This window comes from Thermomonas mangrovi (assembly GCF_028201335.1).
In the GTDB taxonomy this organism is placed as follows: Bacteria; Pseudomonadota; Gammaproteobacteria; order Xanthomonadales; family Xanthomonadaceae; genus Thermomonas; species Thermomonas mangrovi.
The window spans coordinates 176694-194732 of sequence record NZ_JAPEVV010000007.1; the positions used below are offsets into that span (position 1 = coordinate 176694).

At 69.0% G+C, this 18039-nt stretch carries 22 protein-coding genes and 1 riboswitch; of the genes, 8 read left to right on the plus strand and 14 right to left on the minus strand.

Going from position 1 to position 18039, the window contains the following annotated elements; translation table 11 throughout:
* Nucleotides 1-33: 33 nt before the first annotated feature.
* The 10 genes from ON759_RS11170 to ON759_RS11215 all read right to left on the minus strand — a co-directional run bounded on the left by ON759_RS11170 (nucleotide 34) and on the right by ON759_RS11215 (nucleotide 7877).
* A complete protein-coding gene (locus ON759_RS11170) occupies nucleotides 34-390 on the minus strand; it encodes a hypothetical protein (RefSeq protein ID WP_271680464.1) in 357 nt (118 codons plus the stop codon).
* Nucleotides 387-950 (minus strand): molybdenum cofactor guanylyltransferase, encoded by a 564-nt coding sequence (gene mobA / locus ON759_RS11175; RefSeq protein ID WP_271680465.1) that lies wholly within the window; start codon nucleotides 948-950, stop codon nucleotides 387-389. Before mobA ends, ON759_RS11170 begins: the two co-directional genes overlap by 4 nt.
* Complete coding sequence (locus ON759_RS11180) at nucleotides 931-1479, minus strand: molybdenum cofactor biosynthesis protein MoaE (RefSeq protein ID WP_271680466.1); 549 nt, start codon at nucleotides 1477-1479, stop codon at nucleotides 931-933. The genes mobA and ON759_RS11180 overlap by 20 nt, the downstream gene beginning before the upstream one ends.
* Before the next feature lie 2 nt (nucleotides 1480-1481).
* Entirely contained in the window at nucleotides 1482-1742 is a 261-nt protein-coding gene (locus ON759_RS11185) for a MoaD/ThiS family protein (RefSeq protein ID WP_271680467.1), read from the minus strand.
* Nucleotides 1739-2998: a molybdopterin molybdotransferase MoeA gene (locus ON759_RS11190; RefSeq protein WP_271680468.1), complete on the minus strand. Its 1260-nt coding sequence runs from the start codon at nucleotides 2996-2998 to the stop codon at nucleotides 1739-1741. The genes ON759_RS11185 and ON759_RS11190 overlap by 4 nt, the downstream gene beginning before the upstream one ends.
* Nucleotides 2995-3963 carry a bifunctional molybdenum cofactor biosynthesis protein MoaC/MoaB gene (moaCB, locus tag ON759_RS11195; RefSeq protein WP_271680469.1) on the minus strand — a complete coding sequence of 323 codons (969 nt, stop codon included), beginning with the start codon at nucleotides 3961-3963 and terminating at the stop codon, nucleotides 2995-2997. Before moaCB ends, ON759_RS11190 begins: the two co-directional genes overlap by 4 nt.
* 33 nt (nucleotides 3964-3996) lie before the next feature.
* Nucleotides 3997-4980 (minus strand): GTP 3',8-cyclase MoaA, encoded by a 984-nt coding sequence (moaA, locus tag ON759_RS11200; RefSeq protein ID WP_271680470.1) that lies wholly within the window; start codon nucleotides 4978-4980, stop codon nucleotides 3997-3999.
* A riboswitch (molybdenum cofactor riboswitch) is annotated at nucleotides 4971-5106 on the minus strand. It overlaps the preceding gene by 10 nt.
* A gap of 74 nt (nucleotides 5107-5180) precedes the next feature.
* Entirely contained in the window at nucleotides 5181-6227 is a 1047-nt protein-coding gene (locus ON759_RS11205; protein ID WP_271680471.1) for a tellurite resistance/C4-dicarboxylate transporter family protein, read from the minus strand.
* Nucleotides 6215-7405 (minus strand): alginate export family protein, encoded by a 1191-nt coding sequence (locus ON759_RS11210; protein WP_271680472.1) that lies wholly within the window; start codon nucleotides 7403-7405, stop codon nucleotides 6215-6217. The genes ON759_RS11205 and ON759_RS11210 overlap by 13 nt, the downstream gene beginning before the upstream one ends.
* A gap of 130 nt (nucleotides 7406-7535) precedes the next feature.
* The gene (locus ON759_RS11215; RefSeq protein ID WP_271680473.1) at nucleotides 7536-7877 is read right to left on the minus strand and encodes a hypothetical protein; all 342 of its coding nucleotides are present in this window, start codon (nucleotides 7875-7877) and stop codon (nucleotides 7536-7538) included.
* Between the two features lie 363 nt (nucleotides 7878-8240).
* On the opposite strand from ON759_RS11215, the gene ON759_RS11220 reads away from it, so the two are divergent.
* The 5 genes from ON759_RS11220 (at nucleotide 8241) to ON759_RS11240 (ending at nucleotide 11447) form a co-directional block, all read left to right on the plus strand.
* Nucleotides 8241-8903: a hypothetical protein gene (locus ON759_RS11220; RefSeq protein ID WP_271680474.1), complete on the plus strand. Its 663-nt coding sequence runs from the start codon at nucleotides 8241-8243 to the stop codon at nucleotides 8901-8903.
* Between the two features lie 107 nt (nucleotides 8904-9010).
* Complete coding sequence (locus tag ON759_RS11225; protein ID WP_271680475.1) at nucleotides 9011-9340, plus strand: hypothetical protein; 330 nt, start codon at nucleotides 9011-9013, stop codon at nucleotides 9338-9340.
* 137 nt (nucleotides 9341-9477) lie between these two features.
* Nucleotides 9478-10434: a DUF932 domain-containing protein gene (locus tag ON759_RS11230; protein WP_271680476.1), complete on the plus strand. Its 957-nt coding sequence runs from the start codon at nucleotides 9478-9480 to the stop codon at nucleotides 10432-10434.
* Between the two features lie 234 nt (nucleotides 10435-10668).
* Nucleotides 10669-10962 (plus strand): hypothetical protein, encoded by a 294-nt coding sequence (locus ON759_RS11235; RefSeq protein WP_271680477.1) that lies wholly within the window; start codon nucleotides 10669-10671, stop codon nucleotides 10960-10962.
* Complete coding sequence (locus tag ON759_RS11240) at nucleotides 10959-11447, plus strand: JAB domain-containing protein (RefSeq protein ID WP_271680478.1); 489 nt, start codon at nucleotides 10959-10961, stop codon at nucleotides 11445-11447. The genes ON759_RS11235 and ON759_RS11240 overlap by 4 nt, the downstream gene beginning before the upstream one ends.
* Nucleotides 11448-11687: 240 nt before the next feature.
* On the opposite strand, the gene ON759_RS11245 is transcribed toward ON759_RS11240, so the two are convergent.
* Nucleotides 11688-11810 carry a hypothetical protein gene (locus ON759_RS11245; protein WP_271680479.1) on the minus strand — a complete coding sequence of 41 codons (123 nt, stop codon included), beginning with the start codon at nucleotides 11808-11810 and terminating at the stop codon, nucleotides 11688-11690.
* Between ON759_RS11245 and queD the strand changes: the two genes are divergently transcribed.
* The 3 genes from queD to bfr all read left to right on the plus strand — a co-directional run bounded on the left by queD (nucleotide 11809) and on the right by bfr (nucleotide 13012).
* Nucleotides 11809-12162, plus strand: coding sequence for a 6-carboxytetrahydropterin synthase QueD (gene queD, locus ON759_RS11250; protein WP_271680480.1), 354 nt, complete (start codon nucleotides 11809-11811; stop codon nucleotides 12160-12162). The genes ON759_RS11245 and queD overlap by 2 nt on opposite strands.
* 85 nt (nucleotides 12163-12247) lie before the next feature.
* Nucleotides 12248-12451: a (2Fe-2S)-binding protein gene (locus tag ON759_RS11255; protein WP_271680481.1), complete on the plus strand. Its 204-nt coding sequence runs from the start codon at nucleotides 12248-12250 to the stop codon at nucleotides 12449-12451.
* 90 nt (nucleotides 12452-12541) lie between these two features.
* Nucleotides 12542-13012, plus strand: a complete 471-nt coding sequence (gene bfr / locus ON759_RS11260) for a bacterioferritin (protein ID WP_271680482.1) — start codon at nucleotides 12542-12544, stop codon at nucleotides 13010-13012.
* A 14-nt stretch (nucleotides 13013-13026) separates the two neighbouring features.
* Here bfr and ON759_RS11265 read toward each other — a convergent pair whose 3' ends face one another.
* From ON759_RS11265 to ON759_RS11275, 3 genes are all read right to left on the minus strand, one after another.
* The gene (locus tag ON759_RS11265; RefSeq protein WP_271680580.1) at nucleotides 13027-15249 is read right to left on the minus strand and encodes an ATP-binding protein; all 2223 of its coding nucleotides are present in this window, start codon (nucleotides 15247-15249) and stop codon (nucleotides 13027-13029) included.
* Between the two features lie 44 nt (nucleotides 15250-15293).
* Nucleotides 15294-16979 (minus strand): EAL domain-containing protein, encoded by a 1686-nt coding sequence (locus ON759_RS11270; RefSeq protein ID WP_271680483.1) that lies wholly within the window; start codon nucleotides 16977-16979, stop codon nucleotides 15294-15296.
* A 403-nt stretch (nucleotides 16980-17382) separates the two neighbouring features.
* Complete coding sequence (locus ON759_RS11275) at nucleotides 17383-17964, minus strand: DUF4126 domain-containing protein (RefSeq protein ID WP_271680484.1); 582 nt, start codon at nucleotides 17962-17964, stop codon at nucleotides 17383-17385.
* Nucleotides 17965-18039 lie beyond the last annotated feature (75 nt).

Sequence of the window (18039 nt, forward strand, 5' to 3'; positions counted from 1 at the left end):
GGTAGGACGCCGAGGGGCTGTCCTTGACGTGAATCAACCACGCCCATGGTCGCCCTGGCCAAGAGTGTGCGCCTTGGCGCGGCGACTGTCTCGGACATCGATTTCCACGGACACCACGACTGTGCCCGCCTGGAAGTTGAATCCGTCGCGGCGGGGGCGTTCGGCGGCAAATGCCAGGAACCCGGCTCGCGGCAGCACCACTTCCAGGTCCGTGAAGTTGCCGGCGCAGGCCGGTTCGGTCGCGCCGGCATCGAGGCGCAACCGGCAATGAGCCTCGTCACCATCGATGCCGGGCCAGCACTCCGCCAGCTGGCCATCCGTGGCGAGCTGGGTCAACTCGGCCTCGTCAAGCCGCAGGCGCAGATGGTGGCCATCCAGTTGCAGTTTCACGGGTGCAGTGCCTCCCAGTCGGCCGGGGTATTCAGGTTGTGCAGCGCATCGGCCGGCCCCGGGGGTGGCGAAGGCGTGGATGCTCCGATGTGCGCCAACCAAGCATGCAGCGAACGTGGTGCAGCCGGGTCCAGCAGGCGCGCGCGCAGGCTGGCGATCGTCGCAGGATCGGCCACGAAGGCCAGCGGGAGAGGTGCCCCCGGGTAGTGCAATGCAGGCGCAGCCGCGCGCTGTTCCGCCAGTCGCGACAGCCAAGTCGCCGGCAGCAGTGGCATGTCCACCGGCACCACCACCAGCCATGCACCTGGGTGGGCTTCGGCAACCGCTAGCAGCCCCGCCAGCGGGCCGGTGTCGAGTCGAACGTCGGCGATTCCGGCGTGTCCAGGACGCACCCCGCTGACCACCACGGAGGCGATGCCGGCGTCATGGAAACGCGCAATCGCATGGTCCATAAAGGTTTTGCCCCGCCATTCAAGCAGCGCCTTGTCACGCCCCATGCGCCGGCTGCGGCCGCCGGCCAGGACTACACCGATGCAAGCATCAGCCGTGCGCGTGTCCATGATGTGCCTTCTGGTGCATTCCGGCATCCGCACCGGCGGCGGAGGCTTCGTGGCCGCACAGGGAGCAACCCTCGCTCCATTCGCTGTGGCCGTCGATGAAGTGTTCCTGCTTCCAGATCGGGGCCTGGTGCTTGACCGCCTCGATCACCTCGCGGCAGCCGCGGAAGGCCTCGTCGCGGTGCGGGGTGCCGAACGCGATGACCACCGCCAGGTCGCCGACCGCCAGTTTGCCGCGGGCATGGGCGACGTAGCACTTCGCCTTCGGGCCGAAGCGGGCGATCGCCGCCGCGGCGGTGTCGCGGAACACGGTCAGCGCCAGCGGCGCGAACATGTCGTAGTGGATGGCGACGCACGCGCGCCCGTGGCTGGACGCGCGCACGCGGCCAATGAACACGTCGATGCCGCCGTGGGCATGGTCGGACACGAAGTCGATCGCCGCCGCCGGATCCAGCCGGCCGTCCGCGATGTCCACCACGTGGCAGGCGATGCGCGCATCGTCGTGCGCGTGCCGTTGCAGGTTCGCGTCCATGCTCAGCCCCCGCTCACCGGCGGCAGCAGCGCCAGCCGGCCATCCGCGGGCAGCGCGCTGTCGGCGCGCAGCAGGGTGGATTCGGTGGCGATCGCCGAAGCCTTCAGCAGGCCCGGCGTGTAGCCCGGCCAGTGCGCACCCGCCCACGCATCGAAGGCGGCACGGAACTCGGCCACGGTGGCGACGCCGGGCAGTTCCAGCGCGATCTCGGGGGCCGCGCTGAACTCGCGGAAGCGGCCGAACAGTTGCACGGTGAGTTTCATTGGCGCAGTCCATCGAACGGGGTGCCGCCGGGGCGCAGCGGATACACCGGCACCGGCGTGCCGGCGGGCAGGTTGTGGGCCTCCTCGGGCAGCAGCGCCCAGGCGCGCGCTTCCAGCAGCGGCGCGGTCTTGAAGCTTTCCTGGCCGGGCAGCAGGCGCACCTGCAGGCGGCCATCGGCGTCCAGCGCCAGCGCTGCCTTCTGGACCATGCGGAAGCCCGGCTTCTTGCGCGCGCCGGCGGCCAGCGGCAGCAGAAGCGGCGTTTCCGGCGCACGGCCAGCCATTGCGCGCAGCGCCGCATCGACGAAGAAACGCGCGCCCACCGTGCACGAGACCGGGTTGCCCGGGAGGCCGAACACCAGGGTGCCGCGGCCCGCAGTGGCGAACAGCAGCGGCTTGCCGGGGCGCATCTTCAGCTTGTGGAAATGCTGTTCGGCGCCGGCCGCGGCCAGCACCTCGGGCACGAAATCGTAGCGGCCCATCGACACCGCGCCGGTGGTGGCGATGATCTCGATCCCGGCCTCCAGCCAGCGCCCCAGCCACGTCGCGAAGGCCGCGGGTTCGTCGGGCAGGGTGACCCGTTCGACCACCTCGGCGCCGGCCTCGGCGAACAGGCGTTCCAGGTACGGTCCGTTGGTATTGGTGATCTGCCCGGGCGCGAGTTCGGCGCCATCGGCATCGACCAGTTCGCGGCCGGTGCAGGCCAGCGCCAGCCGCGGCCGGCGGCGCACCTCGACCTGGCCGATCCCGATCCCGCGCAGCACCAGCAGCGCTTCCTCGTCCAGCCGCGCGCCGGCCTCCAGCACGCGCTGGCCGGCGGCCACGTCTTCGCCGGCATGGCGCAAGTGCTGGCCGTGGCGCGGGAGCGTGTTCAACACGATGGCGGTCGGGCGTCCGTCGTCGTCGCGCGACACCACCGTGCAGTCCTCGACCGGCAGCACCGTGTCCAGCCCGTCCGGGACGCGCGCGCCGGTCATGATGCTGCAGGCGCCCTCGGACTGCCCGGCGATGCCGTCGCCGGCGGCCTGTTCGGCCAGTACCGGCAACGCCGTTCCGGCAGCGAGGCCCTCGCGCCAGCGCAGGGCGAACCCGTCCATCGCCGAATTCGCGAACGGGGGCAGGTCGCGCGGTGCGTCCACCGCGGTCGCCAGCACCCGGCCGCCGGCATCGGCCAGCGCCACGCGCTCGGCCGGCAGGGGCGCGCAGCAGGCGCGGACCCGCGCCAGCGCGTCGTCCATCGACAGCATCGTGCTCATGCGTGCGGCAGCCCGCGCATCATCGCCAGCGCATGCGGCAGCAGTGGGCCGAGGATGTCCAGGCCCTGCGCCACCGCCTTCGGGCTGCCCGGCAGCAGGACCACCAGGGTGCCGTCGCCGACCAGCGCGCAGCGGTTGCGGCTCAGCCACGCCAGCGGGGTGTGCGCGCTGCTGGCGTTGCGGAACAGTTCGGCCAGGCCCGGCGCATCGCGGGTGGCGACGCTGGCGAGGGCCTCGGGCGCGAGGTCGCGCGGGCCGAAGCCGGTGCCGCCGGTGCACAGCACCAGCGGGGTACCGAGCGCGGCTTCCTCGCGCAGGGCATCCGCCAGCGGTTCGATGCCGTCGGCCAGCAGGCGCCGGCGCACGTTCGCCCCCATCGACTGCAGGCGTTGCTCCAGCAGCGCGCCGCTCCGGTCTTCGTACACGCCGGCGGCGGCGCGGTCGCTGAGGGTGACCACGGCGACGGTTTCGCCGTCCAGCCGCGCATCGCCGCGCGGGCGGTAATACGCGCGCTCGGCCTCGTCCATGCCGGACGGGTGGATCCACAGGCCCTTCTTGCCGCCTTCCTTGAACAGCAGGCGCACCGCCTCGATGGCCAGCGCCGGTTCCACCGGCTTGGTCAGGTCGTACAGGGTCAGCAGCGCCGCGCTGGCGCCGGCCAGCGCCTCCATCTCGACGCCGGTCTTGGCGGTCAGCGAGGTTTCGCAGTACACGCGGATCGCGTGGCGTTCGGGCACCGGCACGCAGCGCACGTCCACGTATTCCAGCGACAGCGGATGGCACAGCGGCATGAGCTGCGCGGCGTTCTTGGCGCCCTGCAGGCCGGCCACTTCGGCCATCGCCAGTGCATCTCCCTTGGGTAGGGTCTTGCCGGCCAGCGCGGCGAAGCCGACCGGCCCAGCATGCAGTTCGCCGACCGCCACCGCGCGCCGCAGGGTAGGGCGCTTGCGGCGGACGTCGGCCATGTGGAAGCCAGCAGCAGGGGAGGTTGCGTCCATTCAGCCGCCGATGGTGGAGAGGTTGGAGGTCAGCCCGGTTTCGCCTTCGACCAGGCGATGCCCGATCGCCTTCAGGCCGAGCTGCGCGCGCAGTGCGGCGACCAGGCGGTCGCGGTCGGCGTCGTCCTGCAGCCACGCGCGCAGCGGGATGCCGGCCTCGCCGAACAGGCACAGGCGCAGGTCGCCGGTGTGGGTCACCCGCAGGCGGTTGCAGCCGGCGCAGAAGTCCTTCGAATACGGCGCGATGACCCCGATCCGCCCTGCATAGCCGGGATGCGCGTATTCGCGCGCCGGCCCGGCATCGGCCGCGCGCGGCAACAGGGCCCAGCCGGCGTCCTGCAGCTGCGTTTCCAGCGATTCGGCGCGCAGGTGGTGATGCTGGAAATACGCCGCGTTGTCGCCGGTGCGCATCAGTTCGATGAAACGCACGCTGACGTCGCGCTCGCGCAGGAAATCCAGCCACGCGGGCAACTGGTCGTCGTTGAGGCCCTTCAGCAGCACCGCGTTGAGCTTGACCGCCTTGAAGCCGAGGCCTTGCGCCAGTTCGACGCCGCGCAGGATCTCGTCGAGGCGGTCGTGGCCGGTGATGGCGCGGAAGCGTGCGCGGTCCAGCGCATCCACGCTGACGTTGAGGTGGGTCAGCCCGGCCTCGCGCCAGCGCGCCACCCGGCGGTCGAGCAGGGTGCCGTTGGTGGTCAGGGCAATGCTGTCGATGCCGCCGACCGCCGCCGCAGAGGCGATGATCTCCGGCAGGTCGCGGCGCAGGCTGGGCTCTCCGCCGGTCAGCCGCAGCTTGCGCAGGCCGACCGCCGCGAAACCGCGCAGCAGCCGCGCGATTTCCTCGCGCGACAGCGGTTGCGGGCGCCCGGCTTGCGCATGGAAGCCATCCGGCAGGCAGTACGTGCAACGGAAGTTGCAGGCCTCGATGATAGAGAGCCGCAAGTACGGGAAGCGCCGGCCGAACCGGTCCTCCAGGGTCATCATGTTGTGCTCCTGTCCAAGCGCGGGCGGCGACACCGTTTCCAGTGGCACCGGGTGGCGGCGGAGCCGCCACGGTCGCGGGCCATGCCGGGGTGGCGAAGGCCATGCGACTCGGAGTGCAGCGCGAGCTGCAGGGGCAGTGTAATCCGCGGCCGGCGGATCCGGCATTGACGCGGGTCAAGCGTGGCCGTTGCCATGTCGGCTCACCCGCGTGCGCCTCGCGCCTGCCATTGCCCGGCGAGATGCCGGGCCAGGCCCAGCAGGGTCAGCGACCATGCCAGCGCCGCCGCCGCGGTCATCCCGGTCGAGATCCAGCCCAGCGCCGGCATGTCGGTGGCCAGCCCCAGCCTGGCGCTTGCCAGCGCGTACATCCCCAGCGGGAACACCAGGCTCCACATCACCGGCTGGTAGCGCAGCGGGCGCCGGTTCACCACGTGCTTCCACACCCCGAACAGCACCAGCAGCGGGATCCACCAGGTCGCCCATGCCCACAGCATCAGGGTGATGCCGTCCACGAACGGCCGCTGCGTTGCCAGGAACGACAGCGGGGCCTCGATCGAGGCGAGCGCGGTCCCGGCGTTGGCGGAGATCGCGGCGGCACCCATCACCACCCACAGCAATGGACCGATATCGTCCGGGGTCAGTTGCAGGAAGAAGATGCGATGGCAGAACAAGGTCACGAAGATCGCGTACAGGCACAGCCCCAACCCCCACAGCATGTGGATTTCCACCTGCATGTAGCGACCGGCTTCGCCCAGTTCCGGTACCAGCAACGCGCCCAGCACGACCAGCGACTGGGTGCCGACGATCGCGATCAGCCAGCCGCCATGGACGATGTTGACGTTGCGTTCGTGGGTCAGGAAGGTGAGGACGGCGAACGCCAGGTAGAGCAGCAGGCACCAGGCCAGGAAGGCGAACGCCCACAGTGCCTTCGCCAGCAGTGGTAGCCCGGCCTGCATCGCCAGCACGCCGAGCAGGTCGGTGGCCGCGACCAGGGTGAAGAAGCCGAACACCAGCGCTGGATCCAGCAGGTCCTGGCCGACCGCGCGCGGTGCCAGGAAAACCCGCAGCAGGCTGAGCACCAGCAACAACACGTAGGCAATCGCCGCGAACGCAGCCAGGGCGATGGCCAGGCGCGGCAAGCCCTGCACTCGCAGGTTCTGGGCCAGGATCGCGGTGGCCATGACCAGCGCGAAGTTGCCCGGATGCAGGCCGGCCAGGCCGTGGCGCGGTTCCGTCAGAGCGACCATTCCACCTGCAGCCATAGCTTGCGGGTATCGCGGGCGAAGCCGTCGCTGTCGTAGTCGGCCAGCTTGGCCAGCACGTCTAATCCCGGCAGCAGGGTCACGCCGAGGGAGGCATCCAGCTCGCGTCCGTAGCCGCTGCCGCCGCGGTCGGCGCGGAAGTCGTGGTAGGCCACTTCCCACTTTCCCTTGCGGCCGCCGAGTTCGATCCCGCGTTGCGCCGACACATACGTGTCGCGCAGTCCGTTGACGGGCGTGACCAGGAACTTGTCGGCCCAGCCGTTGAAGGCGTGCAGGGTCGCCAGCGGCGTCTGGAAGGCGCGGCCGCGTCCCGCGCCCAAGCGCTCCCAGCCGGCTTTCAGGATGAGCGGGCCACGCTCGAGCCGTGGCTCCACCAGCATGTACGCGGTGGAGCCGCCGGTGGCATTCGCCCAAGGCACCTGCTGCGCACGTTCGAGCGCCAGTCCGCCTTTCCAGTCCTTCGACAAGGCACGGCTGGCATTCCAACGCAGGCCCAACGTACGGGTGGACGCGCTGGCTACGTCGCGATCCTCGACCCAGTAGCCGTAGCCCACCAGGTTGCCACCCGGCACCGTGTGAGAGACGCGAAGCAGCGGTGCCTTCAGGCGGCGCTCGCGCGCCAGCGGGTCGCGGGCCCCGTCGCCATTCACCCGGTGCACCCGATCCAGGTAGATCGCCTGGACCTCGATGGCCTTGTTCGGCTTCCAGCGCAGCTGTGCCGCGTCGAAGGTCTGCATGTTCTGCCGCCACGCCACATTGCCGATGAAACGTGCGTTGTCGAGGACCAGCGCCTGCCGGCCCACGCGGACCCCGGCGGTGTCGCCGGACCAATCCAGCCAGGCCTGGTTGAGTTCCAGCGCTCGCGCATCGGGCACCACCGGATACATCGTTTGGCCATTGGCGGTCGAGTTGAAGCGATCACCGAGCTCGGCCACGCCCTCGGCCTCCACCTGCGCGGTCAGGCGTGGCGAGAAGCGATGGTTGAAGGTGGCTCGCAGGCGCAGGGTATCGGCCTCCGCCTGACGGGCGAAAGCGTCGTCATCGACGCGTTCGTGGCGATATCGCAGGTTTAGTGCCCATGGCTTGGCGGGCTTGGCTGTCTTTGCCTGCGGCGTTTCGGCGGCAAGCGCAGGCGGCGCTGCGGTCAGGCCTGCAAGCGCCATGGCAAGGGCCAGGGAAATGGGGGTGCGCATGACATCTCCGGCATTGGTGAACTGCCGAAAATTGTCCGCAGCCGGACCGCCTGTCGCCTTGTCTCAGGTCAAGCGGGCTGCATCGCCCGCTGCCATCGCCTCACTGCAGGAATTGCAGCGGCTGCCCGCCAAGCTTGGCCAGGGCCAGGAACGTGCACACGGTCACCGCGTTGATGGTCCAGCCGATCGTCAGCACGCGCGCCATGGTGCCCAGTTCCGGGCGCTCCACGTTGGGTGCGTTCAACCAGATCCGGCGCATGATCCACGCGGTGTAGCCGAGGAATGCCGCCACCGCGGCCACCAGCAGCATGGACGTGCCGTACTGGTAGGCCGCCAGCAGGGCGAGGAACAGTACGTGGCTCGCCAGCACGCCCTCCAGCCAGAACACCCGCCAGAGCCGCTGGTGCCCCGGGACGCGATCGTCGAAGTATGCCTGCAGCATGGAGACCTCCCTCGGTTGTGGCATGGAACGGGTACGCCCGCACGTTAGTCCTGCGGCAGCTGGCATGCAACTGCGGCTTACTTGGCGCCGGACGGTGAGGTGACGAAGAGCAAACGACCGCCCGCAACTTTCCTTCGCGTCTGCTGGATATGTCGGCCGGTTGGGCGTGTCTACGCCTCCGAAACATTCCGCAAGGCATTTTCGGGAGCATGAGCCAGACCCTGAACGCACGGCTGGCGTTCTAGATCACAGGTCCGGTTTTGGCCGAAAGTAGCCGCCTGCGCCAGCGGCACGCCCGAATGTGGCTCCGATGCCGTCCAGTCCGACCTGAAGAAGATCGCCGAGCAGCGCATCGCCCAGGCGATGACGCAGGAGATGTCGCTCTCCCCGGAGACGCATGCCCTGCTGGGATCCGCTATCGCGGCGCGGCTGACCTACGACTTCACCTCGATCCGGACCACCGGACGCAACGAGTCACTCGATACCTACACCTGCGAGTCGAACCTGGTGGTCACGGTCAAGGGCATCAACCGCAACTGGACCCATGACTTCGAGTACGAGGTGTCTCCCGTCGAGGACGCCAATGCGAACTACGAGGTCCGGTACGACCGCAGTGGGCTGGGACCGCTGGCGTTCGGTGCACTGGGCCTGTTGAACCAACTCAACCTCGAGGCGGACAACGAGGTCAACGGCCCGCGGATCCTGCAGTCCCTGCAGGAGGTTCGGGACCAGGGCGGTGCGGGCAGCTACCGCGAGGGCGCGCTCCTTGAGTCGCTCAAGGCACGCGGCATCGAGGCACCTGCCGCCACCCAAGCGCACCAGCAACTGGCACTGGAGGCGATGGGTCAGCTGGAGGATCCGGGAAGCGTGTACCGGAACGTGCCCCAGGACATCCTCCAGGCAGCCCAAGCGCGCCAGCAGGCTGCGTTCGAGGAGCAGCAGCGCCTCAAGGACGAAGAGGAGCAAGCCAGGCGGGAGGCCTGTGCCCAATCACCCGACCCAGCCTTTGATCGCAATTGCATGTAAGCAAGCCGGCTTGAAGTCATGCCATGCAGAACGGGCCGAGGTGGCAGTGGCCGTCAACGGACCGAGGTGGCGTCAATCAACACGATCAGGAGGTGCAGGTGTCAGGCATGCAGGAAGAGACCGATGCCCCGCAGGGTGGGGGTGTCCAAACAATCGCACAGCCGATCCTCGACAAGCTCAACCAGTTCGACGTTCACACCCGCCGCAAGGAAACCTGCCTGGAATGTGGGTATGTGGGGATCATGGGCATCGAAGAAGAGCTTCACCCCTGGTGGCTGAGCTGGTGGTGCATCGCGCTTATCACCATCGTCGGCGCGATCTTCATGGGCGCCGGGCTGGTGATTGGGGGAATCCTCATCGGCCTTCGGTACTTCGGCGAATTCGACACGCGTGTCCTGGTCTGCCCAAGCTGCGAAGAAGCATACGAGCAGGACTGACGTGCGCCCGAGAAGGTATGCAACCACCGACGCACCTGCAGCGCGGCGGTAACGCCACGCAACACGAATTCCCCCCAGAAGGGCCCGGTGCAAACCGGGCCCTTCGCTTTTTGACCCCATCCAATCGGAGCACGCATATGCATCTCGTTGAGTCGATGGCCTATGTCGGGGAACGCCCCTGGCATGGCCTGGGCAACAAGCTGGCCGCTGGCCAGTCGATCGAACAGTGGCGTCAGAGCGCGGGCATGGACTGGACCATCGAGCAGTCCGATGTCCGCTTCGTCACCGGCGGACCGACGGTTGGCGCGATCCATTCCTTCCCGGAACAAAAGGTCCTCTACCGCTCGGACACCAAGCGTCCGCTGGCAGTGGTGTCCAAACGGTTCCAGGTCGTCCAACCGGGCGAGATCCTCGAGTTCTATCGTGACCTGACCGAGCACGCCGGCTTTGAGCTGGAGACGGCCGGTGTGCTCCGGGAGGGCAAGAAATTCTGGGCGCTGGCTCGTACCGGTCAGGGCGCAACGCTCAAGGGCAGGGACGAGGTCAATGGATACCTGCTGCTGGCCACATCCTGCGATGGGACCTTGGCCACGACGGCCCAGTTCACCTCGGTCAGAGTCGTGTGCAACAACACCCTGCAGATCGCCGTGGGCGACAACCGTGGCGCGTTCAAGGTGCCGCACCGGTCCGCGTTCAACGCCGAGGCGGTCAAGCAGCAGCTCGGCGTCACCGTCGCACCCTGGGCGAGCTTCGTTGCCAAGATGAAGGACCTGGTGGCCTGTCCGGTGGATCCGGATTCGGTGGATGGGCTGCTGCGCCGGGTGCTCGTGTATGCAGGCCAGCCTGGCAAGGCACCGGTGGTCAACGAGCAGGCCGTGCGCTCGGTGCGCGCGCTGTATGACGGCAGCGGCCTCGGTTCCCGGCTGGCCTCCAGCCGCGGCACGGCTTGGGGCTTGCTCAACGGGGTCACCGAGTACGTCGACCACCACCGGCGTGCCCGCAGCGATGACCATCGCCGGGAAGCCGCCTGGTTCGGCCATGGCGCGCGTTTCAAGCAGCGCGCGTGGGACGAGTTGGTCAAGCTGGTCGCCTGACGCCGATTCTCGTCTGCGCTATACGCCCGGCCTAGTGCCGGGGAGCGACTTCTGGAGGGCGCTGTAATTAACGGCGCCCCGTAGCGCCCATTCGACATACGCGACGGTCCGTTCCCGGGATTGGTCGCACACAACGACTCGATCCACACCCGCGATCTGCCGAGCGTACCCATCCCCAGATACGAAGGGCGGGAGGTGAGGCGACGCATATCACTCAACCCAAGGAGCATCACCATGCTGAAGAGACTTGGCATTGCCGCTACGTGCGGCATCGCGCTGTACGGGCTCGCTCGCTACCTCAATGGCAACCTGGTTGTTGTCCCATCGGGGCCAGGCCAGTTTCTCGACCTTCTCCTCTCAGGGCTGCAAGCCCCCTCGGGCACTGACATAGACAGCGTGTCCGGCGCATCCGACACACATGGCACGGCGAGCCTGCCGGCGGCTCAGGACGACAACGGGACGGAAACGACGACCGCCGCCGACGGCGTAGTCCAAGCACCAAATGGCGGTGAGCAGACAAGGCCATGACCCTAGCGACCAGACTTTTCGTCCGCGAGAAAACCCGCTATGCACCTGCCGAACCCGAGCAGGTGCTGGCGGCGGCACAACAGATCGTGGATGCGCGGATGGTGCGGGGCACCTCGTTCAAGGACCCGTCTGTGGCCTGCGCGTTCTTCCGGGACAAGCTCGGCCACCTGGAACGGGAGGTGTTCGCTGCGGTAATGCTGGATACCCGACATCGCCTGATCGAGTACGTCGAGCTCTTTCAGGGCACGATCGATGGGGCGGAAGTCCACCCGCGCGAAGTCGTACGAGCAGCACTTAGGTTCAACGCGGCGGCTGTCTTGGTGGCGCACAACCACCCGTCCGGGGAACTGGAGGCGTCGGCCGCGGATCGGGCTCTCACTGTCCGGCTGAAGCAGGCGCTGGCGCTGGTCGAAGTGCGGCTGCTCGACCATGTCATCGTCGGTGGTCGCAATAGCCAGAGCATGGTGGCGAGAGGGCTGGTCTAACTGTCAGCCCCTCGTGCGACGAACCTAGGATGGGGGGCGGGCGTAAAGCCCCCCTTTGCTGACTAAATTTTTTCCATATTCGCCTTCCACGCCATCCCAAATCTCGACTGCACCTGTGCGAGGAGAGGAGGTGCTCGCTTTTCTAGCCGTTTGCAGTGGTCGGAAAGCGTGGGACAATGGTCGTATTCGCGGGCAGGCGCGCCGAAGGGTTGTCGGTGTGACGGTAGGTCTGACGGTAACTCAAAATTCTAATTGCAGAAAATCCTTTTGAATCAGGGTGTTCTGGATGGAATTCGAGTCCACCCATACCCGCGAACCCGCCGCACGGCGGGTTTTTCGTTTGCGCCGCAGGGTCGCCCGCATGGACATCTTCAAGGTCTTCACTCTCGAGGCCGCGCATCGGCTGCCGAACGTGCCGGCCGGGCACAAGTGCGCGCGGCTGCACGGGCATTCGTTCCGGGTCGAGATCCACGTCTCCGGCGAACCGGGCGTCGAAACCGGCTGGATCATGGACTTCGCCGACCTCAAGGCCGCGTTCAAGCCGCTCTACGAGCAGCTGGACCACCATTACCTCAACGAGGTCGAAGGGCTGGAGAACCCGACCAGCGAACGCCTGGCGAAGTGGATCTGGACCCGCCTCAAGCCGGCGCTGCCGCTGCTGTCGGAAGTGGTGGTGCACGAGACCTGCACCTCGGGCTGCCGCTACCGGGGCTGACCCGCCGGCAACGGCCCGCGTTTGCACGATTGACAATCATTCTCGTTTGCGATGTGATGGCGTCCAGTCCACGGACCGACCGCCCATGTACGTCTGCATCTGCAATGGCGTGACCGACCGCCAGATCCGCGAAGCCGCCGAAGCCGGTTGCGCCAGCGTGGCCGAGCTGACCATGCGCACGGGTGCCGGCGCGAACTGCGGGAGTTGCCTGGCGTTGGCCGGCGAGCTCCTCGAGGAAACCCGCCAGCGCATCGCGCTGCCCCTGCCGGTGCTCCCGCGCGCGGCGTGAGCCATCGCGGCCGATGAGGACGATTCCCGTTCGCTGAGGCGTGGCGCATCACGCGCTACAGTGCCCGCCTGTCCATCGCGAGAGGCCGCCATGAAGGGCGACGCCAAGGTCATCGAATTCCTCAACAAGGCGCTCTACAACGAACTGACCGCCATCAACCAGTACTTCCTGCACGCCAAGATGCTGAAGAACTGGGGGCTCAAGGAGCTCGCCGACCACGAGTACCACGAGTCGATCGACGAGATGAAGCATGCCGATGCGCTGGCCGAGCGCATCCTGTTCCTCGACGGCTTGCCGAACTTCCAGGCGCTGGGCAAGCTGCGCATCGGCGAGGACCCGCGCGAATTGCTGGAATGCGATCTGGCGCTGGAACTGGAGGCCGTCCCGCTGCTGCGCGAGGCCATCGCGCATTGCGAAACCGTCGGCGATTACGTCAGCCGCAAGCTGTTCGCCGACATCCTCGACTCCGAGGAAGAGCACATCGACTGGCTGGAGACCCAGCTGTCGCTGATCCAGCGCATCGGTGAGGCGAACTACCTCGCCCAGCAACTGGACGACTGAGCCGGCGCGCCCGCTCAGCGCGCGAGCGGGGCCTTGTCCTGCAACGCGCGGCGGACCTGCGCGAATTCGGTCACGATCCGCGCCACCAGGGCTTCCGGCTGCCCCAACGTGCCGTCGCGGGCGCCATGCTCCAGGTCGCGCGCGGCATCCGACAACGTGCGCGCACCCACGTTGGCGCTGGACGACTTCAGGGTGTGCGCCGCCACGCGCAGGGCGATCGGATCGTTGCCGACGGCGGCGCGCTCGAGCTGCGCGATCAGCCGCGGTGCGTCCTCGAGGTAGACCTGCACGATCTTGTCGACCTCGTCGCCTAGGACTTCACGCAATTCGTCCAGCACGCTGTCGTCCAGTACGGGGGGGCTGCGCACCGCGGTCTCCTCGAGCGGCGGCAGGGTTTCCGGCACCGCGAGGCTGGCGCCGCGCCAGCGTTCGATGCAGCGTTCCAGCTCGCCCTTGGTGACCGGCTTGGGCAGGTAGTCGTCCATGCCGGCGTCCAGGCACTTCTGGCGATCGCCGGCCATCGCATTGGCGGTCATCGCCACGATCGGCAGTCGGTGGGTCGCGCGCCGGGCCTGTTCGATCTCGCGCCAGCGGCGGGTGGCGCCATACCCGTCCAGCACCGGCATCTGGCAATCCATCAGCACCAGGTCGTACTGCGCCGCCTCGATCTTCTGCAGCGCCACCTCGCCATTGCCGGCGGTGTCGCACTCGGCGCCGAGCACCTGCAGCAGGCGCTGGGCGACCATCAGGTTCACCGGGTTGTCCTCGACCAGCAGGATCCGCGCCTTCCGCGTTGGGTCCGGCGCTTCGCGACGCGGCGGGGCCACCGACTCCGGCGCATGGCTTGCCCAGGACACGCCGGATGCGGCCAGCACCGAGCGCAGGTCGGCATCGGGGGCGTTGCGCGGGATCACCTGTGCGCCCTGCGGCAGGTCCTGCGAGGTGGTGTCCTCCCCGCGCAGGTAAACCAGGCGGGCTTCGCCATACTGGTTCTTGCGCTCGAGGTTGCGGGCCAGGGCCAGCGCGGTGTTGCGCAGGCTGGACAGGTCCGCCAGCACCACTGAGTAAGACCACGGGTCGCCCTGCGCATGCGCCTGGCGCAGCCGCTCCAGCGCATCGTGGGTGTTCTCGACCGTGGTCACCCGCAGGCCCCAGTTGGGCAGAAGCAGGGTGAGGCGCATGCGCAGGCGCTGGTCGGTGGTGATCAGCAGCACGCGGCCGCCATGCAGTTCGGTGGGTTGCGAGGGCATGTCGCCCTGCACCTTGAGCAGCGGCACCTCGAACCAGAAGGTGGAGCCGCGGCCGGGTTCGGAGTCGACGCCGATGCGCCCGCCCATCAGGGTCACGATCCGCCTGCAGATCGCCAGCCCGAGGCCGGTGCCGCCGTACAGCCGCGTGGTCGAGGCATCGGCTTGGCTGAAGGCCTGGAACAGCCGGTCCTGCGCACGCGCATCGATGCCGATCCCGGTGTCCTTCACCTCGAACCGCAGCTGGTGCTGCGCCGCGCTCTCGCCAAGCCGGCGGATCGCCAGCGAGACGCCCCCGCGCTCGGTGAACTTCACCGCGTTGCTGATCAGGTTGCTGAGCACCTGGCGCAGCCTGACCGGGTCGCCGCGCACCGGCAGGCGCACGCCCTGGTCGATGTGCAGCTGCAAGCGCAGGCCCTTGGCCTCCGCCGGGCGCTCCATCAGCGTGATGACGCTCTCCGCCACCTCGCGCAGGTTGAAGGTGGTGGTCTCCAGGTCGAGGCGATCGGCCTCCAGCTTGGAGTAGTCCAGGATGTCGTCGACGATGCGCAACAACTGCTGCGCGGAGGCCGACGCGGTCTTGACCAGTTCCTGCTGGTCGGGGGCCATCCGCGAGTGCAGCAGCAGGTCGAGCATCGGCACGATGCCGTTCAACGGCGTGCGGATCTCGTGGCTCATGGTCGCCAGGAACTCGCCCTTGGCCATCACCGCGGATTCGGCCGCCTGCTTGGCGCGGGTCAGTTCTTCCTCGAGCCGGGTGTGCCGGCTGATCTCCTGCTGCAAGGCGCTGACCTCGGCCTCGCCGCGCTTGCTGCGGTCGCTCTGCTCGCGCAGCACCGCCTCGCGCTGGTGGACGGCGAACGCGAGGGCGGTGGTGGCGAACAGCGCGAGCAGGGCAAGGATGAGCGCCAGCAGTTGCCAGGGGCCTTCGATCCCGGTGAGGTCGACGACCAGGGCCAGGGTCGCGCCCGCAGCCGCGCCGAGCGCCAGCCAGCGGGCGGTCAGCAGGGTGAATCCGCGGTCTTCGTCGGGGGTCACAAGGTGGCGTGCTGGAAGTCGAATTCGAGCCCCTGTTCGGCCCGTTGTACCAGATTGCCCTGGATGAAATCGATACCGCCCATCCACAGCGCGGCCGCGGCCTGCGGGTCCTCGACCGCCTGCCCGATCACCTGCAGCCCAAGCCGATGGGCGCGGTCGATCGCTTCACGCATCTCGTCGCGCAGCGCCTGCTGCCCGGACAGCCGCGCGAAATCGGCCGACAGGCGGACATAGCCCAGCGGCAGTTGCTGCAGCAGCAACTCGGCATCGGCGCCATGCCGGTACTGGCTGAGGCAGAACTGCACGCCGGCCGGCACCAGCTCCTCGCAGACCTGGCGCAGCAGCAGGCCATGGACCAGCGCATCCTCCAGGCGGATGTCGATCACCAGCGAGGTGCCGTCGATGCTGCTGGCCTGCAGCAGGCGCGTGAGCTCCGCGGTGTACCCATCCTGGGCAAGGGTCCGCGGCGCCTGCGAGATGAACAGGCGCACCGGCCGGCTCTCCGCACGCCGCCGCTGCAGCAGGCCCAGCGCCTGCTCCAGCACCCAGCGATCGATCTTCGGCAACAGGCCCGCGCCTTCCGCCACCGGCAGGAATTCGCCGGCCAGGCGTTCCTGGCCGGTGCGGTCGCGCAGCCGGAGCAGGACCTGGAACTGGGCCTGGTCGCCGCCGGCCACCGCCACCACGGGCTGGAAGGCCAGTTGCAGGCCGTCGCCGGCCAGCGCCGCGCGCAGGTCGGCGAGCACGCCGCCTCCCTCCTCGGGGGTGGCCGGAGGCACGTAGGCGGCGACGCCGACCGGGTCGGTGCGCGCATCGCGGGCGGCATCCTCCGCCGCGGCGAGGACCGCGCCGGTGTCGGCGAAGGCATGCGCGAGCGACGCATGCCCCACCGTGGCCCGCAGGCGCAGGGTCTCGTCGTCGGCGCGGAAGTCGCGGTAGCCGATCCCGTCGCGCACCCCGCGCGCGAGCGCGGCGAGCGTCCGGGCTTCGCCATCCGGGGCCAGGACCAGGAAGGCGTTGTCGCTGAGGCGCGCGGCGGGATGCGGATCAGCCACGCTGCCCAGGTGCCTGCCCGCTTCGTTCATCAGCGACTCGAAGCCTGCGTAGCCGAAGCGGTTGCGCAGGGCCGCGGCATTGCCGATCTCGACCAGCAGCACGCCGCCGCGCCCGTCCGGGAGCGATGCGGCCAGCTTCTGCATCAGCGCCGGGCGGGTGAACAGCCCGGTCACCGGATGCCGCTCGGGTTCGGCGGCCACCACCGTCCGGCTCGCCGCCGCGCGCGCGCGGCGGACCCGGCTCTGCACGGCCGCGATGAGGTGGCGCGGGCGGACCGGCTTGAGGATGTAGTCGTCGGCGCCGAGTTCGAGCACCTCGAGCTGGCGTTCCGGGTCCTGGTCGCCGGTCAGGAACACCACCGGCACCTGTTCGAAGCGGGGATGCTCGCGGATGCGGGTGGTGAGCACGGTCCCGCTGATGCCCGGCAGGTGCAGGTCCATCAGGACCAGGTCCGGGTCGAAGCGCTCCATCGCCGCCATCACCTGTTCCGGCTGCGCGATGACTTCCGGGCGCATGCCCGCGCCGCGCAGGATGGCCTCGGCGAACAGCGCCTGGCTGCGGTCGTCCTCGACGATCAGGACCCGGTAGGGATCGGCGGTGTCGACGGGGCTGGTGGCGGACTGCATGGACGGTGGCTCCTGGAGGCGGGATGTCGCGGCGTGCGTGCCGGTGGGCGGTGCGGCCCGTCGGCAGGTTGCCACCGGCGTCGGCGGCACGGGAACCGGCGCGTCGCCTGCAGCACACCGGCCGGGGTTGCGACCGCATGGATGCGCGTCGGTTCCTTTCCGTGCGGCATGGCGCGCGGGCCCGGCGATCCCCCGGCCGCCGGGCGCGACGGGAATGCGCGAAGGCCGCGGAGACGGCCATCGACGCCGGCGCTGCGCAAGCGCAAGCGCGTCGTCTGCCCGGCGCTGCCGGCATGGATGGCGGACATGCCCATCGATCCCCCCGTGGACGCCTTCCGCTGAGGGCATCCATCACCATGATTCTGACGGAAAAACCGGCCGGGTGCGGTCACCGGGCGCAGGTTCAACCGGCCCCGGGCCTCGGCGCGCGCCGGAACAGCTTGCGCCACAGCCACCACACACCCAGCGCGAAGGCGACGCTGATCGCCACCACCAGCGCCAGCGCGATCCACGGATGGCTGAACGCCAGGGCCAGGCCGCCGACCACGGCGACGTCCTCGGTGACCGAGGCGGTCCAGTTGCTGACCGGCTCCGGCGAGGTGTTGAGCAGGGCGCGCGAGCCGGCCTTCACCAGGTGCGAGGTCAGCGCGACCCCGGCGCCGGTCGCCAGCATCCCGGCCCCGAGCTGGCCGTCGGGCGACATCGCGGCGGCGGCCAGGAACGCGCCGGCAGGGATCCGCAGCAGGGTGTGCAGCAGGTCCCAGACCGAGTCCACGCCCGGGATCTTGTCGGCGAAGAACTCCGCCGCGGCCAGCGCGCCGGACACCCCGAGCACCCACGGCGACTGCGTGGCCTGCAGCGCCTCCGGCAGCGGCAGCCAGCCGAAGAACCCGGCGATGCCGACCCCGAACACGGTGAGGTACACGCGGATGCCGGCGAGCCACGCCAGCAGCACGCCGATGGCGAACAGGTGGGCTTGGTCCATCGCGGCGACGCTCCCCGCGCCGGCAGCGGCGCATGCGGCCCGAGTCTATACGGCGGTGCGGCTTGACGCAGGCTG